19 protein-coding genes are annotated in these 20,272 nt (G+C 66.1%); 13 read left to right on the top strand and 6 right to left on the bottom strand.

Annotation, left to right across the window (positions count from 1 at the left end; translation table 11 throughout):
• The first annotated feature begins 311 nt into the window (after window positions 1-311).
• From tssK to tssE, 6 genes are all read left to right on the top strand, one after another.
• Window positions 312-1,661: a type VI secretion system baseplate subunit TssK gene (tssK, locus tag CFB40_RS21240; protein WP_089433267.1), complete on the top strand. Its 1,350-nt coding sequence runs from the start codon at window positions 312-314 to the stop codon at window positions 1,659-1,661.
• Window positions 1,661-2,416 carry a DotU family type IV/VI secretion system protein gene (locus CFB40_RS21235; protein ID WP_179255296.1) on the top strand — a complete coding sequence of 252 codons (756 nt, stop codon included), beginning with the start codon at window positions 1,661-1,663 and terminating at the stop codon, window positions 2,414-2,416. Before tssK ends, CFB40_RS21235 begins: the two co-directional genes overlap by 1 nt.
• Window positions 2,413-4,191: an OmpA family protein gene (locus CFB40_RS21230; RefSeq protein ID WP_256976880.1), complete on the top strand. Its 1,779-nt coding sequence runs from the start codon at window positions 2,413-2,415 to the stop codon at window positions 4,189-4,191. The genes CFB40_RS21235 and CFB40_RS21230 overlap by 4 nt, the downstream gene beginning before the upstream one ends.
• A 94-nt stretch (window positions 4,192-4,285) precedes the next feature.
• Complete coding sequence (locus CFB40_RS21225) at window positions 4,286-4,771, top strand: Hcp family type VI secretion system effector (protein ID WP_006750272.1); 486 nt, start codon at window positions 4,286-4,288, stop codon at window positions 4,769-4,771.
• A 93-nt stretch (window positions 4,772-4,864) separates the two neighbouring features.
• Window positions 4,865-7,573, top strand: coding sequence for a type VI secretion system ATPase TssH (gene tssH / locus CFB40_RS21220; protein WP_089432313.1), 2,709 nt, complete (start codon window positions 4,865-4,867; stop codon window positions 7,571-7,573).
• Window positions 7,570-7,992, top strand: a complete 423-nt coding sequence (gene tssE, locus CFB40_RS21215) for a type VI secretion system baseplate subunit TssE (RefSeq protein ID WP_089428100.1) — start codon at window positions 7,570-7,572, stop codon at window positions 7,990-7,992. The genes tssH and tssE overlap by 4 nt, the downstream gene beginning before the upstream one ends.
• A gap of 10 nt (window positions 7,993-8,002) precedes the next feature.
• Here tssE and CFB40_RS21210 read toward each other — a convergent pair whose 3' ends face one another.
• The gene (locus tag CFB40_RS21210) at window positions 8,003-8,788 is read right to left on the bottom strand and encodes an NAD(P)H-dependent oxidoreductase (protein WP_089432312.1); all 786 of its coding nucleotides are present in this window, start codon (window positions 8,786-8,788) and stop codon (window positions 8,003-8,005) included.
• Window positions 8,789-8,874: 86 nt separating this feature from the next.
• Here CFB40_RS21210 and CFB40_RS21205 point away from each other — a divergent pair, with 86 nt between their 5' ends.
• Both CFB40_RS21205 and CFB40_RS21200 read left to right on the top strand, forming a co-directional pair.
• Window positions 8,875-9,768 carry a LysR family transcriptional regulator gene (locus tag CFB40_RS21205; RefSeq protein ID WP_089432311.1) on the top strand — a complete coding sequence of 298 codons (894 nt, stop codon included), beginning with the start codon at window positions 8,875-8,877 and terminating at the stop codon, window positions 9,766-9,768.
• 164 nt (window positions 9,769-9,932) lie between these two features.
• Window positions 9,933-10,337, top strand: a complete 405-nt coding sequence (locus CFB40_RS21200; protein WP_089428103.1) for a DUF2471 family protein — start codon at window positions 9,933-9,935, stop codon at window positions 10,335-10,337.
• Window positions 10,338-10,532: 195 nt separating this feature from the next.
• Here CFB40_RS21200 and CFB40_RS21195 read toward each other — a convergent pair whose 3' ends face one another.
• Window positions 10,533-12,566 (bottom strand): NADPH-dependent 2,4-dienoyl-CoA reductase, encoded by a 2,034-nt coding sequence (locus CFB40_RS21195; protein WP_089433265.1) that lies wholly within the window; start codon window positions 12,564-12,566, stop codon window positions 10,533-10,535.
• Window positions 12,567-12,651: 85 nt separating this feature from the next.
• Here CFB40_RS21195 and CFB40_RS21190 point away from each other — a divergent pair, with 85 nt between their 5' ends.
• On the top strand, window positions 12,652-13,752 hold the full coding sequence (locus tag CFB40_RS21190) for an AraC family transcriptional regulator (RefSeq protein WP_089432310.1): 1,101 nt from the start codon (window positions 12,652-12,654) through the stop codon (window positions 13,750-13,752).
• On the opposite strand, the gene CFB40_RS21185 is transcribed toward CFB40_RS21190, so the two are convergent.
• Window positions 13,749-14,639 (bottom strand): LysR family transcriptional regulator, encoded by an 891-nt coding sequence (locus tag CFB40_RS21185; RefSeq protein ID WP_089432309.1) that lies wholly within the window; start codon window positions 14,637-14,639, stop codon window positions 13,749-13,751. The two genes, CFB40_RS21190 and CFB40_RS21185, sit on opposite strands and share 4 nt — an antisense overlap.
• Window positions 14,640-14,794: 155 nt before the next feature.
• Here CFB40_RS21185 and CFB40_RS21180 point away from each other — a divergent pair, with 155 nt between their 5' ends.
• Window positions 14,795-15,214 (top strand): ester cyclase, encoded by a 420-nt coding sequence (locus tag CFB40_RS21180; protein WP_089432308.1) that lies wholly within the window; start codon window positions 14,795-14,797, stop codon window positions 15,212-15,214.
• Between the two features lie 49 nt (window positions 15,215-15,263).
• Here CFB40_RS21180 and CFB40_RS21175 read toward each other — a convergent pair whose 3' ends face one another.
• The 3 genes from CFB40_RS21175 to CFB40_RS21165 form a co-directional block, all read right to left on the bottom strand.
• Window positions 15,264-15,728, bottom strand: coding sequence for an aconitase X swivel domain-containing protein (locus CFB40_RS21175; RefSeq protein WP_089432307.1), 465 nt, complete (start codon window positions 15,726-15,728; stop codon window positions 15,264-15,266).
• Entirely contained in the window at window positions 15,721-16,968 is a 1,248-nt protein-coding gene (locus CFB40_RS21170) for an aconitase X (RefSeq protein WP_089432306.1), read from the bottom strand. The genes CFB40_RS21175 and CFB40_RS21170 overlap by 8 nt, the downstream gene beginning before the upstream one ends.
• 189 nt (window positions 16,969-17,157) lie before the next feature.
• Window positions 17,158-17,586, bottom strand: a complete 429-nt coding sequence (locus CFB40_RS21165; RefSeq protein ID WP_089428109.1) for a MarR family winged helix-turn-helix transcriptional regulator — start codon at window positions 17,584-17,586, stop codon at window positions 17,158-17,160.
• 91 nt (window positions 17,587-17,677) lie between these two features.
• On the opposite strand from CFB40_RS21165, the gene CFB40_RS21160 reads away from it, so the two are divergent.
• The 3 genes from CFB40_RS21160 to CFB40_RS21150 all read left to right on the top strand — a co-directional run bounded on the left by CFB40_RS21160 (window position 17,678) and on the right by CFB40_RS21150 (window position 20,270).
• Window positions 17,678-18,598 (top strand): LysR family transcriptional regulator, encoded by a 921-nt coding sequence (locus tag CFB40_RS21160; RefSeq protein ID WP_089432305.1) that lies wholly within the window; start codon window positions 17,678-17,680, stop codon window positions 18,596-18,598.
• A gap of 81 nt (window positions 18,599-18,679) precedes the next feature.
• Complete coding sequence (locus tag CFB40_RS21155) at window positions 18,680-19,111, top strand: MarR family winged helix-turn-helix transcriptional regulator (RefSeq protein WP_069250988.1); 432 nt, start codon at window positions 18,680-18,682, stop codon at window positions 19,109-19,111.
• A gap of 64 nt (window positions 19,112-19,175) precedes the next feature.
• Window positions 19,176-20,270: an HlyD family secretion protein gene (locus CFB40_RS21150; protein WP_089432304.1), complete on the top strand. Its 1,095-nt coding sequence runs from the start codon at window positions 19,176-19,178 to the stop codon at window positions 20,268-20,270.
• The last annotated feature ends 2 nt before the right edge of the window (window positions 20,271-20,272 follow it).

Genomic DNA, 20,272 nt, shown 5'->3' with positions numbered 1-20,272 from the left:
CTCGACGCACGCTACGGCGCCATGACGCCACCCGCAAACGATATCAAAATAATCCTTAAATTCCCCCTATCTATATGATTTTTATGCGATAAATTTCACACAAAGGCTAGGCAAAATCTTAATAAAAAACTGCACCTCATGATTCGACACATGAAAACCAAACCCACCCAATCAATCTCACAATAAATACCCATTTATCTCAAATTAATCGACACGATTTTCAACAAATTCGAATAAACCGGGGTATACGAAATCGCAAAACGATGTATAGAATCGGCGCCTCATAATTCATGGATCATTACAACCAAACCATGCGGATCGACAAGCCGCTCTGGCATGAAGGGCTGATTCTTACGCAGCAGCATTTCCAGCAGCAGGAACGCTGGAACAGGTTCGCGCTGCAACAACTGGCTTCGGCGATTGCCGTTGAGCCGTGGGGGACGCTGAACGTCGACGTCGACGAAGAGGCTCTTGCCGCCGGTCGCCTGAAGCTCACCCGGCTGCAATTGCGCTTCCCCGACGGCACGCCGATCGACACGACCGTCGCCGATGCGTTGCCGCCCGCGCGCGACCTGACCAGCGAAATTCCTGTCGATGCCCAGACCATCGACGTGCTGGCCGCGCTCGCGCTGCCCGATGCGAACGGCAACAACTGCCGCTTCGACGAAACGGCGCTGGCCCGCCCGCGGCGCGCGTATCGCGAATTCGTCAAGGTGACAGACCTGAACGGCGCAAGCGAAACCGAAATCGCCGCCGAGCGCCACGCCGTCCGGTTGCTGTTCGGCTTCGAGTCGCACGCGGACGACACGGCATGCGCTATCGCACGACTGATACGGACGACAAGCGGACAGTTCCAGGTCGATCGCCGATATGTCCCGCCTTGCCTGACGTTATCCGGTCACGCGCTGCATATCGAGCGCGTCCAACGGATCGCCGATATCCTCGCCGCCAAAAGCTCGATCCTCGGTGCGCGCCGCAGCGAGCGCATCGAGCAGGTGGCCGAATACGGCGTCGCCGACGTCCAGCTTTTCTGGCTCCTGAACTGCATTCATCAGGCCTGGCCGCAACTGCGCTTCCTGGCGTCGCACCCGGGGCAGCCGACCGATCGCCTGTACCAGGTACTCACCCAGTTGGCCGGCTCGCTGACCACGTTCTCGACGCGCGTCTCGCTGACCGATATTCCCCCTTACGATCATGCGAGCGCCCATGACGTGTTCACGACGCTCGAATCGCTGATTCGCGATCTGCTCGACGCGATCATCCCGTCACGGGTCGTCTCGATCGGGCTCTCGCATACGACGCCGACCACCTGGGTCGGCCAGTTCCGCGACGAACGCATCGTCGAAGGGGCCGCGGACTGGTATCTGTCCGTCAACGCCGCACTGCCGGCATTCGAGCTCGTCGAACAGTTCCCGCGCCTGTGCAAGATCGGCGCACCGGACGACGTCGAACATATCGTCAATTCCGCCGTTGCGGGAATTCCGCTCAAGGCTGTGCAGCGGGTGCCCGGCGCCATTCCGGTCCGGCTGGACAACCACTATTTCGCGCTCGATGCGCGCGACGCCGCGCATGCGAGGATGCTCGCCGCACGCGCCTGCCAGATCTATCTGCCGGCGTCGGTTCCCGACGCGTCGATCGAACTCTATGCGGTGCTGCGCTGATGAACACCCTCGTCTCCACACGTCACGAAGCCGCACTGCTTGCGCGGGAGCCGTCGTCCGGTCACTCGCCTCGAGCGTCGATACGTGCGCTGCTGCGCGATACGGCGCTGCTCGTCTCTCATCTGTCGAACGGCGGTCAGGTCGACAACCAGGAGAACCTGCGTCGGCAATGCCTCCGGCTCGTCGCCCAGTTCTCGACAGCGCTCGATGCGCAAGGGATTGCCGCTGACGTACGGGACGATGCCGTCATCGCCCAGTGCGGGCTGATCGACGAAGCCGCCCTGCGGTATCTGCCGGCCGCCAGCAAGGGGGACTGGGAGTCCCGACCGTTGCAGGTCGACCGATTCGGCACGCACGACGCCGGCACGCGCATTTACGCACGGCTCGAGTTCCGGATGCGCGAACCCGCACCGAACGTCGACTTGCTCGAATGCTACGCGGCCGTTCTCGGCCTGGGATTCCGCGGACGCTACGCCGCCCGCTCGGGCGCATCGGCAGACGCGCACGACGGCGAAGCGAAACGTCAGGCACTGATCGCCGCACTGGTGGCGCAGATAGATCAGTTGCGGCCGGCCACGCGGCCGGGCTTCGTCACCGATCGCTCGAACACGCGTCTGATCGACCGTCTCAGAAGCCTGTCGCCATGGGCGATCGCGGGAACGGCCTGCGTGATCGCGATACTCGTCTGGTTCGCGTGGGATCGCATCCTCGATGCGGAACTGGCACAACTCGTTCAGAAAGTGAAACGGCCGTGACTTCGGACACCACGCACCCACCTGCCGCCACCCACACCGATTCCGATGCGGCACGCGCGGCCCTGTCGGGCCTGGGCTATCCGCTACGCTCGGTCGTGACGCTGTCCGCGGCGCTGACGCTGGCCGTCATCGGAGGGGTGATGCCCGTCGATCGCGGCGTCATGTGGGGATGGGTGGCATTCGTCGTCGCACTCTCCGTGCTGATCCTCTGGCGGCATTCGCGCAGATTGACGCGGGCTCGCGAACGGAACGTACACGTGATCGCGCAGCTCGGCGCAGCGACCGCCGACCTGCCCGTCGCTCTGCGCACGAGAATGCCGCTCGCCCTCGTCATCGGTGACGGCCTGCCGGCCTTGTTCGATCGCGATACGGCACGCTCGCGCTTCGTCCATGTTGGCGACGGTGCAATCTGGTTACGCGCAGATCGGCCCCAGGATCTCCCCCGGCTCGCTGTCGCGGTCCGCCAGTGGCGCGACGGCCATGCGCCGGATTGCGTCGTGCTGTCGGTCGCGCCGGGCCTTCATGCGAACGACGATACGCTGTCGCAGTCGTTGCGCGTGATCCGTCAGGCCGTTGCGGATGCGTCTCGCATGCTCGGCACGTCGCTGCCGGGCTACGTCGCCCTCTATCAGCGACTCTCGAACGCAGATGCCGCGACGATGCCGGCGGCCGGTGAATCGGCGGCCCAGTGGTATGGCATGTCGACGGGATCGGCAATCGTCGATCTGCACCGCTTCGACGCCGCAATCGACGCAGCCGAGTCGGATGCGTTCCATGCCGACGGAAGCCAGGCGGTCGCGGCGCGTGCCGCCGGAATCGCGTCGATGATCGGATGGAGCCGCCGTATCGTGTTCGACCCGCTGACGGATCGACGCCAGCCCGCCTCGCCCTGGCCGCTGTTCGGCGCCGGCTGGATCGACCATGGCCCGGCAACGGGCCCCGGCAAACCGTGGGAACGTGAAGTACGCGGCCAGACGGGTATCGCTCCCTCTGCACTGCCTGCGTCGCCGCTGCCCTGGCCCTTGCCGCAGCCGCTGATCGACGCGACGCCACGCCGGTCGTGGCGATCGCCGCGCATCACCGCCGTCGCGCACGTCATTGCGATCGTTGCCTGTGCTGCGATCGCCGCCATCTGCTGCGCCGCGAAGAACAACGAGGCGCTGATGGCTCGCATCGGCGAGCACCTCGAACGCTACAACGGTATCCCTGCCACGCAGGACGCGGCAAAACGCGACGCGCTCCGGGTCCTTGCGTCGGATCGCGATCAGCTCGACCGGTACGCGCGTGTCGGCGTTCCGCTCCGGCTGTCGTTCGGCACTTATCACGGTGCACCGCTGCTGCCGGTCCTCAACGAAGCCATCGCCTCGTATGAACCGCCCCCACCGCCGCCCGCCGTCGTCACGCTGGACAGCATGTCGCTGTTCGACAGTGGCAAAGCGCAGCTCAAGACGGGCACCACGCGCGCGATGGTCGACGCGCTCGCACTGATCAAGGCACATCCCGGCAAGCGCGTGCTCGTCGCCGGCTATGCAGACGATCAGGGCCGGCCCGATCGCAACCTGAAGCTGTCGATCGAGCGAGCGTCGGCCGTGCGCGACTGGCTCGTCGAGGCATCCGGCATCGCACCGACACAGTTCGCGATCCAGGGCTATGGCGATACGCGACCGGTCGCGGATAACGCCACACCGGAGGGGCGAGCAAAGAATCGTCGGGTCGAGATCACGCTCGTGCCCGATACACCGGTGCCTGCCGTCCCGACCGGTGCCGCGAAGTAATACGCGTTTGGGTTCCCGAGGCGGCCGCCTCGGGTTTGTCAACGCCGGAATCCGATTCCGGCGATTCGTAGTACGAAGAAGAAGGAGTGAACAAATGGCAATTCCGGCCTACATGTGGCTCAAGGACGACGGCGGTGCGGACATCAAGGGTTCGGTGACCGTCCAGGATCGCGAGGGCAGCGTCGAACTGGTTGCGTTCGATCATGGCGTGCACATTCCAACCGACGGCAATACGGGCAAGCTGACCGGCACGCGCGTGCACAAGCCGATCACGCTGACGAAGGAGACGGACGCATCGACGCCCTATCTGTACAAGGCTGTGACGAGCGGCCAGACGCTGAAGTCGGTCGAGATCAAGTGGTACCGAATCGACGACGCGGGCAAGGAGAAGGAATACTTCAACACGAAACTCGACAACGTGAAGATCGTGGCGGTGAAGCCGAAGATGCTCGACATCAAGAACCCCGATTACGAGAAGCACAACCATCTCGAAGACGTCGAACTGCGCTACGAGACGATCACGTGGTCGTACAAGGACGGCAACATCATCCACAAGGACACCTGGAACGAACGTTCCTGATGGACTGAACAGCTGGCGGATTCCGTCGCTCGCGCGGCGGGAATTCCGCCGCTCCCGGCAACCGCCCTCCTCCCCTCCTGACCCGCTACCGACATGACGCCGCCGCTCCGGGACGCTTCCCATCTCATTCGCTGCCTCAATCCCCACTGCACGCGTGCGCTCGAAGCCGCCGCGAGTCTTTGCCAGAACCGGCTCGCCGACGAAATCGCGGTCGAACACTGGGTATTGAAGCTGATCGAGGCGGACGATGGCGACATTCCCGCGCTGCTGCGCCACTACGATCTCGACATCGATGCCGTCTGGGAGGCAATGATCGAGGTGATCGACCGCATTCCACGCACGTTGCGCGGCATGCCGGCGCTGTCGCGACAGCTCGCCACCGTGATCGAGGATGCGTGGGTGCATGCGATGGCCGACGATCGCGCCGGCACCATTCGCTCCGGACATCTGCTGCAGGCCATCGTCGATGCGCCGCACGTGCTGCGAACGCAGCGTGCGTGGCCACTGCTGTCGGTCTCCAGCGTGCAGATCCAGCGCGTGCTGCCGCGGCTTGGACGACGGTCGTGCGAAAACGCCGGCGACGACCCCATACGAGCGCGCGAAACCGACTCGGCCGGCGATCTGCCCGCCGACGGCACGACGCCGTCGGCCACCTCCCCGCAACACACCCCAGCGCGCACGGTCGAACCTGACGCGCTCGCTCGCTTCGCACTCGACCTGACCGAAAAAGCGCGTCGTGGCGAGATCGATCCTGTCTTCGGCCGCGACCGGGAGATCAGGCAGATGATCGACGTGCTCGCACGGCGCCGCAAGAACAATCCGATCCTCGTCGGCGAGCCCGGCGTAGGCAAGACCGCGCTGGTCGAAGGGCTCGCATTGCGCGTAGTCGAAGGCAGCGTGCCGGAAACGATCCGGGATACGCGCATCCTGACGCTCGATCTCGGCTTGCTGCAAGCCGGTGCGGGCGTGAAAGGCGAATTCGAACAACGGCTGAAGAACGTCATCGACGAAGTGCGGGCTTCGGCCACGCCGATCCTGCTGTTCATCGACGAAGCGCACACGTTGATCGGCGCAGGCAACGCCGCCGGCGGCGCCGACGCGGCCAACCTGCTGAAGCCGGCGCTCGCGCGCGGCGAATTGCGCACGATCGCGGCCACCACGTGGGCCGAATACAAGGAATACTTCGAACGCGATGCCGCGCTCGAACGACGTTTCCAGGTGATCAAGGTCGACGAACCGGACGACGATACGGCCTGCGTGATGCTGCGCGGGCTTGCGAGCCGATACGCGAAGCATCACGACGTCCACATCCGAGACGAAGCGATCGTCGCGGCCGTGCGGCTGTCGCGCCGCTACATCCCGGCCCGGTTGCTCCCGGACAAGGCGGTCGACCTGATCGACACGGCAGCGGCACGCGTGCGGATGGCGCTCGACGTCCCGCCGACGGAACTGCAACAGGCTCGCGCAACGCTGGCGGCGCTCGAACTGGAGCGCGCCGCACTCGATGCGGACGCCGGCGCCGGGATTGCCGATATCGCCGGACGGCGCGCCGCCATCGACATCGATCACAACACCCTGCGCGACACTGCCGATGCGCTGCTCGGCCAGTACACACGGGAACGCAAGCTCGTCGGGATATTACGTACGCTGCGCAGCGCGTCCGAGCGGGCGCCCGATCCGGTCGCCGTCTCCAACACGATCGATGCGTTATCGACCGTTCAGGGTAAAGCACCGATGATTTCGCCCGACGTCGACGCACAATCCATCGCGCGTGTCGTCGCCGAATGGACGGGCGTGCCGGTCGGCAATCTCGTCGAGGACGAATTGCGCAGCCTGCTCGCGCTCGAGGCGACGCTCGCTGCCCGCGTCATTGCACAAGACGACGCGATCGCTGCACTGGCCGAGAGCCTGCGCACCGCCAAGGCGGGCCTGAAAAGCGAACACGCACCGCTCGGCGTGTTCCTGCTGGCCGGACCATCCGGCATCGGCAAGACTGAAACCGCACTGGCGCTCGCCGACCTGCTGTTCGGCGGAGAAGCCGCACTGACGACGATCAATCTGTCCGAGTACCAGGAAGCGCACACGGTGTCGCAACTCAAGGGCTCGCCGCCCGGCTACGTCGGCTATGGACGCGGCGGCGTGCTGACCGAAGCGGTACGTCAGCGCCCGTACAGCGTCGTCCTGCTGGACGAAGTCGAGAAGGCGCATCGCGACGTGCTCGACATCTTCTATCAAGTGTTCGACCGTGGCACGATGCGCGACGGCGAGGGGCGCGAAATCGATTTCCGCAACTGCGTGATCGTGATGACGTCCAATCTCGGCAGTGCAGAAATCGACGACGCGACAGCCGACGGCGCGTCGATTACGCAGGCAGGCCTGCGAGAAGCCATTCACTCACAACTGGTCGCGCACTTCCAGCCGGCGCTGCTCGCACGCTTCCAGACACTCGTCTACCGGCCGCTCGACGCCGCCGCGCTCGCGTCGATCGTGCGCATCAAACTGGGCAAGATTGCCCGGCGCCTCCATCGGCAACATGCCGTGACACTGACGTACGCCGACGACCTGATCGAATCGATCGCGCAACGCTGCGTGTCGCGGGAATCCGGCGCACGCAGCGTCGACGCGTTCCTCAATCAACGCGTGCTGCCCGTTGTCTCGCACGAACTGCTTGCCCGGATGGCCGAAGGTGTCACGCCGAGTGAAATCCTGCTGTCGGCAGCGCCCGACGGTACGATGACAATCGATTTCATCGACGTACCGCGGGCCGTCAACGAAGGCGCAGGCCAACGGAGCCATCGATGACCGCCGGCCCGTCCCTCTACGACATGCTGCTCGGCCAGATCGGCGGCGAACCGATCGGCGCTTACGACGACCGCACACTCGAATGCCTGAGCGTTCAGCAGAACGTGCGCCGCATTCTCAACACGCGGGCAGGCGCGCTGAAACACCTGCCCGACTATGGCCTACCCGACCTGACGAACATCTACAAGGCTCTGCCCGCGTCGGCGCATTTGCTCAAGCAGCAAATGGAAGCAACACTGTTGAAGTATGAGCCGCGCATCCGCTCGATCGACGTCGGAATCGTCGATGACCGCGATCCTGGCATCCTCGTCAGCTTCGAGATGACCTGCCACCTGAAGAACGCGGGGCTCGTGCGTTTCGGCACTTACTTCGAGCCGCCCGGTCGTCTGCGCATCGAACGGTACGTCGCCCGCTCATGACCACGCGCGATCAGCCCTCGTGCGCCAGATGCACCGCATACCCCACCTTTCCCGGCACGATCTCGTCCTTCAGCGTCAACGCCGGAATCTCGTAATCGCCCGCGTTCTGCCTGCGGAACGGAATCGGCCGCGTGCTCCACAGTTCATCCAGACGCTTGCCGAGCGCCGCACGCGTTTCGTCGAAGCGCACGTCGTTCATCTTCCCCGTCCGGTAGATCACGAACGGCGGCAGCACCGCGAAGCCCGGGTAATACAGCATCCCGTGCTGGATCGGGAACAGCACGTCGTCGATCGGTCCGTTGATGCCACGCGGGCTGTAATGCGACTCCCACCCGCCCGCCGTGACGATCACCATCGCGCGCTTGCCGGCAAGCGAACCTTCTCCATAACGATTACCCCAGTGCGTGTCGGAATGCTCGCCCACGCCGTAAGCGAAGCCGCACGCATACACGCGCTCGAACCAGCCCTTCATGATCGCCGGCATCGAGAACCACCACAGCGGGAACTGCAAGATCACCGCATCGGCCCACCGCAGCTTGTCCTGCTCGCGCACGATGTCTTCGCGCTGCGTGCCGGTTGCAAACGCGTGCTTCGAGTCGTTCGACGGATCGAAACGCGCATCCGGCTCACGCCCGGTCAAGTCGTCCGCGTCGAACGCCGCCTTCCAGTTCATCGCATACAGGTCGGTCACCTGCACCGTGTGGCCGGCCGCTTCGAGATGCGCGACGGAGAAGTCGCGCAATGCGCCGTTCAGCGAACGCGGCTCGGGATGGGCATAGACGATCAGCACATTCATGTTCGGTACTCCGTTGATTGAATGACTGCAGGATGCCGCCGCCAACGGTATATTTGAAATGAATTCCTGATATTCCAGGTATAGCCATGAATAATTTCAGACGACTCGATCTCAATCTGCTCGTCACGCTCGACGTGCTGCTCGCCGAGCACAACGTCACGCGCGCGGCCGAGAAACTGAACATGTCGCAGCCGTCGGTGAGCGTGCAATTGCAGAAACTGCGCGACGTGTTCGGCGATCCGCTGCTGCTGCCGGGGCCGCGTGGAATGCGGCCGACCGCGCGCGCGGAAGCGCTGCGCGAACCGTTGCGCGATGCGCTCGAAGCGGTCGAGCGCGCGGTCATTCCAGCCACGCCGTTCGATCCCGCGACCGCGACGAACACGTGGCGCGTGGCCGCGACCGACTACGGCGAATCGACGATCGTGCTGCCCGCGCTGAACACGCTGCGTTCGGCCGCGCCCGCCACGCGCCTCGCCGTGGTCGAGCTGGTACCGCCGCGCATCGAGCAGGATACCGAACGAAACGGCATCGACCTCGTCTTCCATATGACCGAAGCGTCGCCGCCCGGCATGCGGCGCTTGCCGCTGTTCGCCGAGCGTTACGTGCTCATCGGCCGGGCCGGGCACCCGAAGCTGAAGCGGCGCCCGACGCTCGCGCAGTTCGGCACGCTCGAGCACGTGATCGTGTCGCCCGACGGCGGCGGCTTCTTCGGCGTGACGGACGAAGCGCTCGCGAAGGTGGGCGCCACGCGGCGCGTCGTGCTGTCGGTGCCGCATTTCCTGTTCGTGCTGTCGGCCGTGGCGAGTACCAATCTCGTCGCGATGGTGCCCGAGCGGCTGGTGCGCGACGTGCCCGCGCTGCGTGTCGTGGCCGCGCCCGTCGACGTGCCCGGCTATGAAATGTCGATGCTGTGGCACGAACGCGTGCATCGCGATCCGGCGCATCGGTGGTTGCGGGAGACGATCGCGGCAGCGGTGTAGATCGGTCGCGTGCCCGGGGCGGCCGCCCGCTTCGATCGCCATCGCACGAAATCCTTCATCCGGGGGTTGAAACCGCGCCAAACACTGTATATATTTACAGTGCTTTTGCACCATTTGACCCGAATTCCGTCATTCACAGACGAACGGACTTTTGTGAGGCGACCATGTTCCAGGCATCCGCATTCGATCCCGAGCAACCCGGCTTCAACCCCGTCCACTTCGAGCGCGCCGCGCAGCGGGCGGTCGTCGATCTGCAGCGTGTCGCGGGCGGCCCCGCGCAGCGGGCGCTCGGCCTGCGGCGCCGCACCCATCCCGCGGCCGTGCGCACGATGAGCTGGCAGGCACTGCTGAACGTCGAAGAGCTGGCATTCTCGAATGCCGGCTTCCTGAGCCGCAACGATCCGGCCGTCGTCGACGCGTTCATCCGGCTGCGCGACAGCCGCCTGCTCGCCGCGGATGTCGAGGAGCCGGTCGACTGGCGCCGCGACGATGACGACCTGCCGGCCATCTACCTGATCGTCAAGGCGATGCTGGAAGCGGAAGAGGAAGAACGGGCCGAAGCGGCCTGAGCCGTGTGATGGCCAGTCGCCGTCACGGTCTGTCGGGGTAGCGCCGCCACATTACGTGGCGACGCGGCCGGCGCTGCGGCTCATGTCAGTCCTGCGCGAGCGAATCGGGGCGGCAGACGGCGAGCCACGAATCGCCGCGCAAGCGGATCACCGCCACGCGGCGTACCTTAAAGGGGCCGTCGCAGCGACCGCTCGTTACAGCCGCGCGGCGAGCCGCGAGCCCTGATCGATCGCGCGCTTCGCGTCGAGTTCGGCGGCCAGTTCCGCGCCGCCGATCAGGTGCACCGAGCGCCCGGCCGCCTGCAGCGGCTCGAGCAACGCGCGCTGCGGCTCCTGCCCCGTGCAGAGCACGATCGTGTCGGCCTCGATCACTTCGTGATCGGTGCGCTGCTCGCCGTATGACACATGCAGCCCGCGCGCGTCGATCTGTTCATAGTTCACGCCGCCGATCATCTTCACCTGCTTCATCTTCAGCGTCGCGCGGTGAATCCAGCCGGTCGTCTTGCCGAGCCCCTTGCCGAGCGGCGCGGCCTTGCGCTGCAGCAGCGTCACTTCGCGCGCCGGCGCCTTCACCTGTGCACGCGTCACGCCGCCACGCGTCGCGGCCGGGTCGGTCACGCCCCACTCGGCCTTCCACTCTTCCAGGTCGAGCGCCGGCGATTCGCCCTCCTGCACCAGGTACTCGGCGACATCGAAGCCGATCCCGCCCGCCCCGACCACCGCGACACGCCGGCCGACCGGCTGCCGGCCCGCGAGCACGTCGATGTAGCTGAGCACGTTCGGCCCGTCCTGCCCCGGGATCTTCGGGTCGCGCGGCGCGACGCCGGTCGCGAGCACGATCTCGTCGTAGCCGCCCGCGATCAGGTCGCTCGCGTCGACGCGGCGGTTCAGGTGCAGGTTCACGCCGGTCAGCTCGACCTGGCGGCCGAAGTAGCTCAGCGCTTCGTGAAACTCTTCCTTGCCCGGAATCCGCTTCGCCATGTTGAACTGGCCGCCGATCTCGGCCGCGCCGTCGAACAAATCGACCTGATGGCCGCGCTGCGCAAGCACGGTCGAGCATGCGAGCCCGGCCGGCCCCGCGCCGACCACCGCGATGCGCTTTGGCTGCGCGGCGGGCGTGTATTTCAGTTCCGTCTCGTGGCACGCGCGCGGGTTCAGCAGGCACGACGCGATCTGGTTCTTGAATGCGTGATCGAGGCACGCCTGGTTGCAGCCGATGCAGGTATTGATCTCGTCGGCACGGCCCTGCGCGGCCTTGACCACGAACTCGGCATCCGCGAGCAACGGACGCGCCATCGATACCATGTCCGCGCAGCCGTCCGCGAGGATCTGCTCGGCCACTTCGGGACGGTTGATGCGGTTGGTGGTCACGAGCGGAATGCCGACCTCGCCCTTCATCTTCTTCGTCACCCACGCGAACGCGCCGCGCGGCACCGACGTCGCGATCGTCGGCACCCGTGCCTCGTGCCAGCCGATCCCCGTGTTGATGATGGTCGCGCCCGCGCGCTCGACGGCCTTCGCGAGTTGCACGGTTTCGCTCCAGTCACTGCCGTCCGGAATCAGGTCGAGCATCGACAGCCGGTAGATCAGGATGAAATCGCGGCCGACCGCTTCGCGCGTGCGCTCGATGATCTCGATCGGCAGCCGGATCCGGTTCTCGTACGAACCGCCCCACTGGTCGGTGCGCTTGTTCGTATGCATCGAGATGAACTGGTTGATCAGGTAGCCTTCGGAGCCCATGATCTCGACGCCGTCATACCCGGCTTCCCGCGCGAGCTTCGCGCAGCGGACGAACGCGCGGATTTGCCGCTCGACGCCGCGCGCGCTCAGTTCGTGCGGCGCGAACGGCGAGATCGGCGACTTGATCTTCGACGGCGCGACCGCGAACGGGTGATAGCCGTAGCGTCCCGTATGCAGGATCTGCAGCGCGATCTTACCGTCCTCCGCGTGCACGGCCTCCGTGATCTCGCGATGCCGCCGCGCGGCGGCCGACGTCATCAGCGTGCCGCCGAACGGCTTGGTCCAGCCGGCCACGTTCGGCGCGAAGCCGCCCGTCACGATCAGTCCGACGCCGCCGCGGGCGCGTTCGGCGAAATATTCGGCGAGCCGCGGCAGCGTCTTGCGGCTGTCCTCGAGGCCCGTGTGCATCGAGCCCATCAGCACGCGGTTCTTCAGCGTCGTGAAGCCGAGATCGAGCGGGGCGAGCAGGTGGGGAAAGGTCGTGGTCATGATGAGCGTGCCGATTCGTGCCAGTAAGCGATGCGTGACATCGTAGGCGCGCGCCGCCTTGAACGTGAGGGGGCAAACAGCCATAATGCTTGTCATTTCCGGCCAAGACGACATGACCTCCTCTCTCGCCAAGGACCGCCTCGGGCTGCGCCGGCCGACGATTCCGGTCGCCTATACGCGCCTGCTGCTGCAGGCGCTGGCCGCGCGCGGCGTCGATCTGGCCGCCGTACGCGCCGGCACGGGCCTGCGCGATGCGGTATTGGCCGAACCGGACGCGCGCGTCGCGCCGTCGCAATGGGGGCGGCTCGTGCTCAATGCGATCGAGATCGGCGGCGATCCGGGCATCGGGCTCGCGTTCGGGCTGCTGCTGAAGCCGACCGTGCACGGTTTTCTCGGCTACGCGACGCTGACCGCGCGGGACATCCGGGAAGCGCTCGCCGTCACGCAGCGCTACTTCCGGATGCGCAATCGCCAATATCGCCTGACCTATACAGAAGACGAACGCGGCGCGACGCTCGAACTGCACGGCGTGCAGGCCAGCCCCGTGCTGCAGCATCACGTGATGTTCGAGTTCGTGCTTACGGGGCTCGCGCAGAACATCTCGCAATGGGCCGGGCGCACGTCGCCGCCGATCAATCTGCAGTTCGCGTGGCCGGAGCCGCCTTATTTCGCGCGCTATCGCGATCAATTGCCACCGGTCGAATTCGGCTGCGCCGCCAACGCGCTGTGGATCGCGCGCGACGTGCTCGACTGGCCGCTGCCGCTCGCCGACGAAGTCGCGCACCGGCAGGCGCTCGTGCAGGTGGAGCGCGAGTATGCGCAGGTGCGCCAGGAGGAAGGCGACCTCGTCGAACGCGTGCGCGCGGAGCTGGCACGCGGCGCCGGCGATTACCCGGGGCCGGAGACGCTCGCCGACGCGCTGCTCGTGTCGACCCGCACACTGCGACGCCGGCTCGAGGAAGCCGGCTCGAGCTATCGGCAATTGCTCGACGAAGCGCGGTTTCGCGACGCGAAGCAGTTGCTTGCCGCGTCGGATCTCGACCTGAAGACGATCGCCGAGCGGCTGCAATTCACCGACCCGGCCAATTTCACGCGCGCGTTCCGGCGCTGGGCCGGGCAGACGCCGAGTGCATATCGTGAAGCGGCTGCCGGGTTGACCGGACAGAAGCCGGACAGCGCACGCTAATCCGATTCGATCGTCGCATCCAGGCTCGTCGACGCACGCGCCGTCAGGACCTCGACGAACATCCCGACGAGCGGCTCGACGACGGGCTGCGTGGCCGGCCCCTCACCGATCACGGCGACTTCGGACGCGGGCAGCGCCGGCCATTGCGCGGACGTCGGCAGGATCTTCATGCCGGGCTGCAGGAACGACTTGCCCAGCGCGGTGACGCCCAACCCACCCGCCACCGCGGCCTGCACGCCGGTGAGATTGCTGGCCGTGCAGCCCACCGACCATTCGCGGCGTGCCGCATCCAGGCTTTCGGTCATCACTTCGCGATAGGCGCAAGGCGGCGGCATCATGACGAGGCGCGCAGGGCGGCCCGGGTCGTTCCGGTAGTTTTTCGCGGCCAGCCACACCAGCGGCTCGCGCCAGATCACGCGGCCGCGCAGTGGCGCGCCTTCCTGCTTCTGCCGGGCGAAGACCACGTCGAGCAGGCCGGCCCGATGCGCGTCGGCGAGTTCCGGGCTCGATCCGGTGACGAGTTCCAGCTGAACGGCCGGGAAGCGCTCGCCGAAACGCGCCAGGATGAGCGGCAATTGCGCGTGTACGAGATTTTCGGAGACGCCGAGCCGCAACCGCTCGACTCGCTGCGGCTCCCGCCATTCGCGCATGAACGCGTCATACTGCGCCAGCAACCGCCGCCCGCCGGCGAGCACGCGCTCACCTTCCTGCGTCAGCCTCAGCGAGCGGCTCGTGCGCTCGAACACGCGCACGCCCAGCGCCTCCTCGAGCCGCAACACTTTCTGGCTGACGGCCGATTGCGAACGGCCGACGACGTCGGCAGCCGCCGTGAAGCTGCCCGTCTCGGCCACGGCGACGAACGCGTGCAGCAAATCCAGATCCAGCATCGTGCCCCATCCATTCGATAATCTTCTAGATCCAAGAAAGATTATTCGTTTGTCTTCTTGTTCGCAAGTTCACACAATGACTGCGTGTCACCCGGACTCGATCGCGAGCCGCGGCAGGCAACGGATCAACGTCGTCGTATCAACGGAGCAGGAAGATGAGCAAACGCAATTCGGTCGAGATCGTCGAGCACTTCTGGCGGGAAGTCTGGCAGGCGCGCAACCCCGACGCGGTGGACGCACTCGTCGCCGAGGATTTCGCGATCACGTCGGGCGGCGTGGTCATCCGCTCGCGCGCGGCATTCAAGACGTGGGTCGCGGCGTTCCTCGCGAGCATCGACGACTTCCGGTTCGACGTCGTCGAAACGTTCCAGAACGAAGCGGGCGACCGCGTCGCGAGCCGCTGGCGCGTGACGGGGAAGAACAACGGGTTCATGGGATCGGCGCCGTGCGGGTCGCCCATCGACATGACGGGCACGGCCGTCTGGCACGTGCGCGACGACGGGCTGCTTCAGCACAACTGGGTCGAACGCAATGCGCTCGAGGTGCACCGGAGCCTGAAGGGGGTGCAGTTGTAACGCCCGGGCGAGGCGAGCAAGCGCGCTCGCCGTGCCGTACGCGGATCGATCAGGCCGAACGCGCCGCGCCGCCCAGATCGATCCGCGCGCCGCCGTCACCCTCTTCCGCTTCGATCCGCACCTCCCCCGTCGCGGCGACGATCGCGTCGTACACGTCGTCGGTCACGCACACCACCGGCACCGCGATCGCATACAGCTCGGCCGCCACGATCGCGCCGATCGAGACGATCAGGTCGCGCTCCTTCAGCACGATCGCGACCGGCCCCGTGCCGTTGCGCACGGCTTCTGCGAGCACGCTGCTGCTCGAACTCGAGCCCTTCGCGTGCGGCATCACCATCACCTTGCCGGCGAGGCTCGCACCGGCCTGCGGATGCCCGCGATCGACGATCTTTCCCGCGCCCGAGTCGTAGCCGCCCCAGAAGCTGAGCGGCTTGTCGAGCACGAACGGGCGCGCGCATGCGCTGCCCGGCACGAGCGTGTCGCCCGTCAACCCCTTGCGCGTGGCATCAGTCATCGAATCGCACCTTTCCTTCGTACGCCGAACGCACGCATTCGCGCATGCTGCCGTACGCGACCGTCACGCCGATGTTCGCGGGCGCATACGACGCCCATTTCCCCGAATTGGTCATCACGAGCCCCGACAGTTGCTTCATCACCGGCGTGATGTACGTGCAGGTATCGACGACGATCTGGATGCCGCGTGCCGCGAATTTCTCCGCGAGGCCGGCTTCATCCAGCTCCCACAGGATGAACCGGCTCGTGTTCACGTAGAAATCGCAGGCCGGCTTGCCGTCGAACGCGTCGAGCAAGGTATCGAGCGTGTGGAATTCGGCCAGCGAGAAATGCGGCGTGCCGAGCGCCACCGCGACAAGCGCATCGCCGGCCGCGCCGTGGTTCAGCGTGCGGCGAATCTCGTCGAGATCGGCCATCGCGACATCGACCGTCCGTGGCGCCGCTTGTCCGTGCAACGCGGCATCGAGCGTGGGCGCTTCCGGCGTCACGCCGACCGCATGGAACAGCGCGACAGCACCGCTCGACGCGGCGGCCGCGCCAAGTGCCTTGAGTTCGTCTTCCGTGGTGTCCGCCGGCAGCCCGACGATCGCCGGCACGACCGCGCCCGCGATCCGGCCGATCAGCAGCCCGAGTGCGGCGAAATAGATGTCGCGCGAGGCCTGGCGACTGAAATCCGGTGCGTTGAACACGATCCGCGCGGCGCGATTCGCTTCGACATGCAGCCCCGCATACGGCGCACGCCCGGTGATCGCCGCGGCCAGGTCGAGAAAATCGCCGTACCGGCTCGTCCGCGCGCCGAGCACCGAGTTCGCGAACACGATCGCGTTCGATTCGGCCCACGCGATCTGCTCGCCTTTCGCGGGACGGTTCTTCAGTTGATAGGGCGCGCACGTGAAACTCGATTCGCAGCCGAGCTGCAGATGCGCATCCATCAGGCGCTGCGCGTCGCGCTGAATCGTGCGATCGCCGTGGTACAGCTCGGGATGGATCAGGTCGAGCGACCCGACGTTCAGCGTGGTCGGCACCGCGACCTTCGCGCCCGTGTCGACGAAATACTCGACGAAGTCGAGGCTGGTCTGGCCGTGATACAGGCAGCCGTCGATATGGGCAGACGTAATGTCGATCAGGTGCGGCGCGGACATCACGTGTGCCGTGCGCGCGACGATCCGCATCGCACGCGCGACGCCCTCGCCGAAATCCCCGCGCAGCATGGCGCTGTCGCGGTCACTCAACTGCAGCATCGATCGCTCCTCTGACGCGTGCCGGGGGCGCCGGCTCGTGAAATCCGTCAGGGGGACTCTACAACTGGAAATAAAAACTGTCCAGATCGCCATCGATCCGGACAGTTTAAAAAACCAATTTCCACCACTGAGCGCCCCCGAAGCGACCAATGGATCGAATTCCGTTCCAGTTTGCCGCCAGTCCGCCGTCTAGCGTTCCGCGGTCACACTGAACAGTTCGTCGCGCAGCGCCTTCGCGCGGTCGCGGCCGAACTGCGTCTCGAATTCGTCCTGTGCAGCCTGCCATGCGACTTTCGCTTCAGCGAACGTGCGCTCGCCCAGCTTCGTGAGGCTCAGCGCATGCGCGCGCGTGTCGTGCTCGGACGCGGCCGTCGCGACGAAGCCGTCGCGCTGCAGCGGCTTCAGCGCGCGCAGCAACGTCGTGCGATCCATCACGAGCGTATCGGCGAGTTCGCTCATCAGCAGGCCGGGCTGGCGCGTCAGGTTCGCCATGATCGAGAACTGGGCGGGCGTGACGCCGACCGGGGCCAGATGGCGCTCGTACAGTTGCGTGACGAAGCGCGCCGCCTGACGCAGCGCGAGACAGTTGCACGCCTGGGCAATCGAGGTGTCGTTCATGTTTCGCAATTTATATGTGCATATGCATAAAGTCAATGTACACTCCGCCGTAACAAGGCCGGCGGCCGGCCCTCGCGTCAAGGAGACGGACATGGACTACATCGACAAGCTGCGGATTTTCCGGTCGGTGGTGGAGATGCGCAGCTTCACGCGCGCCGCCGACATGCACGGCCTCGCACGGCCGGTCGTGTCGCGCGCGGTCGCGGATCTGGAAGCGCGCTTCGGCAGCCGGCTGCTGCACCGGACCACGCGCCAGGTGTCGCTGACCGAAACGGCCGAGCGCATCTACGAGCGCTGCGCGGCCGTGCTCGACGAACTCGACTCGCTCGAAGCGGAAGCGCAGTCGCCGACGCGCGAGCCCGAAGGCCTGCTGCGGCTCGTCGCGCACACGACGGCCACGCTGAACCGGCTGGTGCCGCTGATCGCCGGCTTCAAGGCCGCGCACCCGAAGGTGCGCCTCGACGTGACGCTGACCGAGCGCCCCATCGATCTCGTCGGTGAAGGCTACGACATCGGTATCGTCGTACCGTACATGCTGACGAACGAATCGACCGTCGTGCGGCTGATCGAGCGGATTCCGCTCGTGATCGTCGCGACACCCGCGTACCTGCGCACCCATTCGCGCCCGGTCGCGCCGGCCGATCTCGCCGACCACCCGTTCGTGCCGATGTCGCCGTCGCTGCGCCGGCCCGCGCTGTCGTTCCGCGTCGACGGCAACACGCTGACCGTGCCGTTCCGCTTCGACATCTCGTCGAACAGCCCCGTCTTCAACCGTGAAATGGTGATGCACGACTTCGGCATCGGCGTCGTGCCGAAGACGCTCGTCGAGGCCCAGCTTGCGTCGGGCGCGCTCGTGCAGTTGCTGGCCGACGCCGATCTCGTCGATGCGTCCGTCGAGATCAAGCTCGCCTACGCGAACCGCGCGCTGCTGCCCGCGAAGGTCAAGACGTTCATCGACTACACGGCCGCCTATTGCGACCGCGAAGGCTGGATCGTTCCGGCGGCAGCCTGACGCCGATTGGTACAGCCGCGACAACAATCTGATCGTGCCCCGCCGCTCGCTTCGCGCCGCATTGCCTCCTAACATGTGTACATGCACAAGATGACGCTCACCGATGACGATTGCTTCGCGGTCCGGCAAGCCGCCCGCCGGATCTCACAGTTCTACGAGCGTTATCTGTCGCGGGCGGGCGTGACGCCGTCGCAGTACAGCATTCTCGCGCTGCTGCGCGACCGGCCCGGCTTGACGATGGCGACGCTGTCGACCGTGCTGGTGATCGAACGCACCGCGCTGCTGCGCGCGCTCAAGCCGCTCGTCGGTGCGGCGCTGGTGGCCGGCCGGATCGAGCCGCGATGCCGCCGCCAGACGTTCGCGCTGACCGCGCACGGCGAAACGAAGATCGCCGACGCGCACGTGCACTGGCTCGCCGCGCAGGAAGCGTTCGAGCAGCGGTTCGGGTCGGCGCAGGCGGCCCGCCTGAGAGACGAATTGTTCCGGATCACGCACAACCTGCCGGAACGCTAGCCCCTTCCCCGATCGACGACATGTCGTCGATCGACTTGATAAGTGCATATACATAGGTGAATCGATGGAAACGACCCAAGCCGCTGCCTCATCCCGTGAAGCAGCCACACTCGACCAGCCCGCGAAGCAACAGCGCCGCGTGCCGTGGATGCGCATCGCGGTGGGTGCCGTCGTCATCGTCGTCGTCGCCGCCGCGCTCGACTGGCTGTTCGTGCTGCGCTTTCAGGAAAGCACCGACGATGCGTATGTCGGCGGCGACGTGACCGTGCTCGCGCCGAAGGTCAACGGCTTCGTCGACAAGATCCTCGTGACCGACAACCAGCGCGTGAAAGCCGGCGACGTGCTCGTGCAGCTCGATGCGCGCGACTACGACGCGAAGCTCGCGCAGGCCAGCGCCGCAGTCGACAGCGCCCGCTCCGCGGTGACCGAACTCGAGGCGAAGCAGCAACTGCAATTCGCGGTGATCGGCCAGCAGGCGGCCGAGAAGAATGCGTCGTCGGCCGAGCTGACGCGTGCCGCGTCGGATCGCGTGCGCTACCGTGAGCTCGTGAAATCCGACGCCGTGTCGAACCAGATCGTCGAACGCGCCGACGCCGACTATTCGAAGGCCGGCGCCGCCGTCGACCGCAGCGACGCCGCGCTGCTCGCGTCGAAGCGGCAGCTCGACGTGCTCGGCGCGCAGCTCGCCGACGCGCGGGCCCGCGTGAACACCGCGCTTGCCGCGCAGCGCGTCGCCGCGCTCAACGTCGAATACACGACGATCCGCTCGCCGGTCGACGGCTACGTCGGCAACCGCACGGGCCGCGTCGGGATGCTCGCGAACGTCGGCGTGCCGCTGCTGACGGTCGTGCCGGCATCCGGGCTGTGGGTCGACGCGAACTTCAAGGAAGACCAGCTGCGCAAGATGCGCGCGGGCGATCGCGTCGACGTGTCGCTCGATGCGTCGAACACGAAACTGCACGGCCGCGTCGACAGCCTCGCGCCCGCCACCGGCGCGACCTTCAGCGTGCTGCCGCCCGAGAACGCGACCGGCAACTTCACGAAGATCGTCCAGCGCGTGCCGGTGCGCGTGCATCTCGATCCGCAGCCGGGCCTCGACCATGTGCTGCGCCCCGGCCTGTCCGCGGTCGTGACCGTGCATACCGACCACGCGAACTGAGC

The sequence above is a fragment of the Burkholderia sp. AU31652 genome (assembly GCF_002223155.1).
GTDB lineage: Bacteria > Pseudomonadota > Gammaproteobacteria > Burkholderiales > Burkholderiaceae > Burkholderia.
The sequence above is the reverse complement of the archived record's forward strand: the minus strand, read 5'-3'. Positions and strand labels throughout refer to the sequence as shown.

Excerpts from the sequence above, each read along its gene's own strand:
- CFB40_RS21180 (WP_089432308.1), top strand. The coding sequence starts at position 14,795 with ATGAGCAAACGCAATTCGGTCGAGATCGTCGAGCACTTCTGGCGGGAA.
- CFB40_RS21235 (WP_179255296.1), top strand. The coding sequence starts at position 1,661 with ATGAACACCCTCGTCTCCACACGTCACGAAGCCGCACTGCTTGCGCGG.
- CFB40_RS21225 (WP_006750272.1), top strand. The coding sequence starts at position 4,286 with ATGGCAATTCCGGCCTACATGTGGCTCAAGGACGACGGCGGTGCGGAC.
- CFB40_RS21175 (WP_089432307.1), bottom strand. The coding sequence starts at position 15,728 with ATGACTGATGCCACGCGCAAGGGGTTGACGGGCGACACGCTCGTGCCG.
- CFB40_RS21150 (WP_089432304.1), top strand. The coding sequence starts at position 19,176 with ATGGAAACGACCCAAGCCGCTGCCTCATCCCGTGAAGCAGCCACACTC.
- tssE (WP_089428100.1), top strand. The coding sequence starts at position 7,570 with ATGACCGCCGGCCCGTCCCTCTACGACATGCTGCTCGGCCAGATCGGC.
- CFB40_RS21185 (WP_089432309.1), bottom strand. The coding sequence starts at position 14,639 with ATGCTGGATCTGGATTTGCTGCACGCGTTCGTCGCCGTGGCCGAGACG.
- CFB40_RS21200 (WP_089428103.1), top strand. The coding sequence starts at position 9,933 with ATGTTCCAGGCATCCGCATTCGATCCCGAGCAACCCGGCTTCAACCCC.
- CFB40_RS21160 (WP_089432305.1), top strand. The coding sequence starts at position 17,678 with ATGGACTACATCGACAAGCTGCGGATTTTCCGGTCGGTGGTGGAGATG.
- tssK (WP_089433267.1), top strand. The coding sequence starts at position 312 with ATGCGGATCGACAAGCCGCTCTGGCATGAAGGGCTGATTCTTACGCAG.
- CFB40_RS21155 (WP_069250988.1), top strand. The coding sequence starts at position 18,680 with ATGCACAAGATGACGCTCACCGATGACGATTGCTTCGCGGTCCGGCAA.
- CFB40_RS21190 (WP_089432310.1), top strand. The coding sequence starts at position 12,652 with ATGCTTGTCATTTCCGGCCAAGACGACATGACCTCCTCTCTCGCCAAG.
- tssH (WP_089432313.1), top strand. The coding sequence starts at position 4,865 with ATGACGCCGCCGCTCCGGGACGCTTCCCATCTCATTCGCTGCCTCAAT.
- CFB40_RS21165 (WP_089428109.1), bottom strand. The coding sequence starts at position 17,586 with ATGAACGACACCTCGATTGCCCAGGCGTGCAACTGTCTCGCGCTGCGT.
- CFB40_RS21210 (WP_089432312.1), bottom strand. The coding sequence starts at position 8,788 with ATGAATGTGCTGATCGTCTATGCCCATCCCGAGCCGCGTTCGCTGAAC.
- CFB40_RS21195 (WP_089433265.1), bottom strand. The coding sequence starts at position 12,566 with ATGACCACGACCTTTCCCCACCTGCTCGCCCCGCTCGATCTCGGCTTC.
- CFB40_RS21205 (WP_089432311.1), top strand. The coding sequence starts at position 8,875 with ATGAATAATTTCAGACGACTCGATCTCAATCTGCTCGTCACGCTCGAC.
- CFB40_RS21170 (WP_089432306.1), bottom strand. The coding sequence starts at position 16,968 with ATGCTGCAGTTGAGTGACCGCGACAGCGCCATGCTGCGCGGGGATTTC.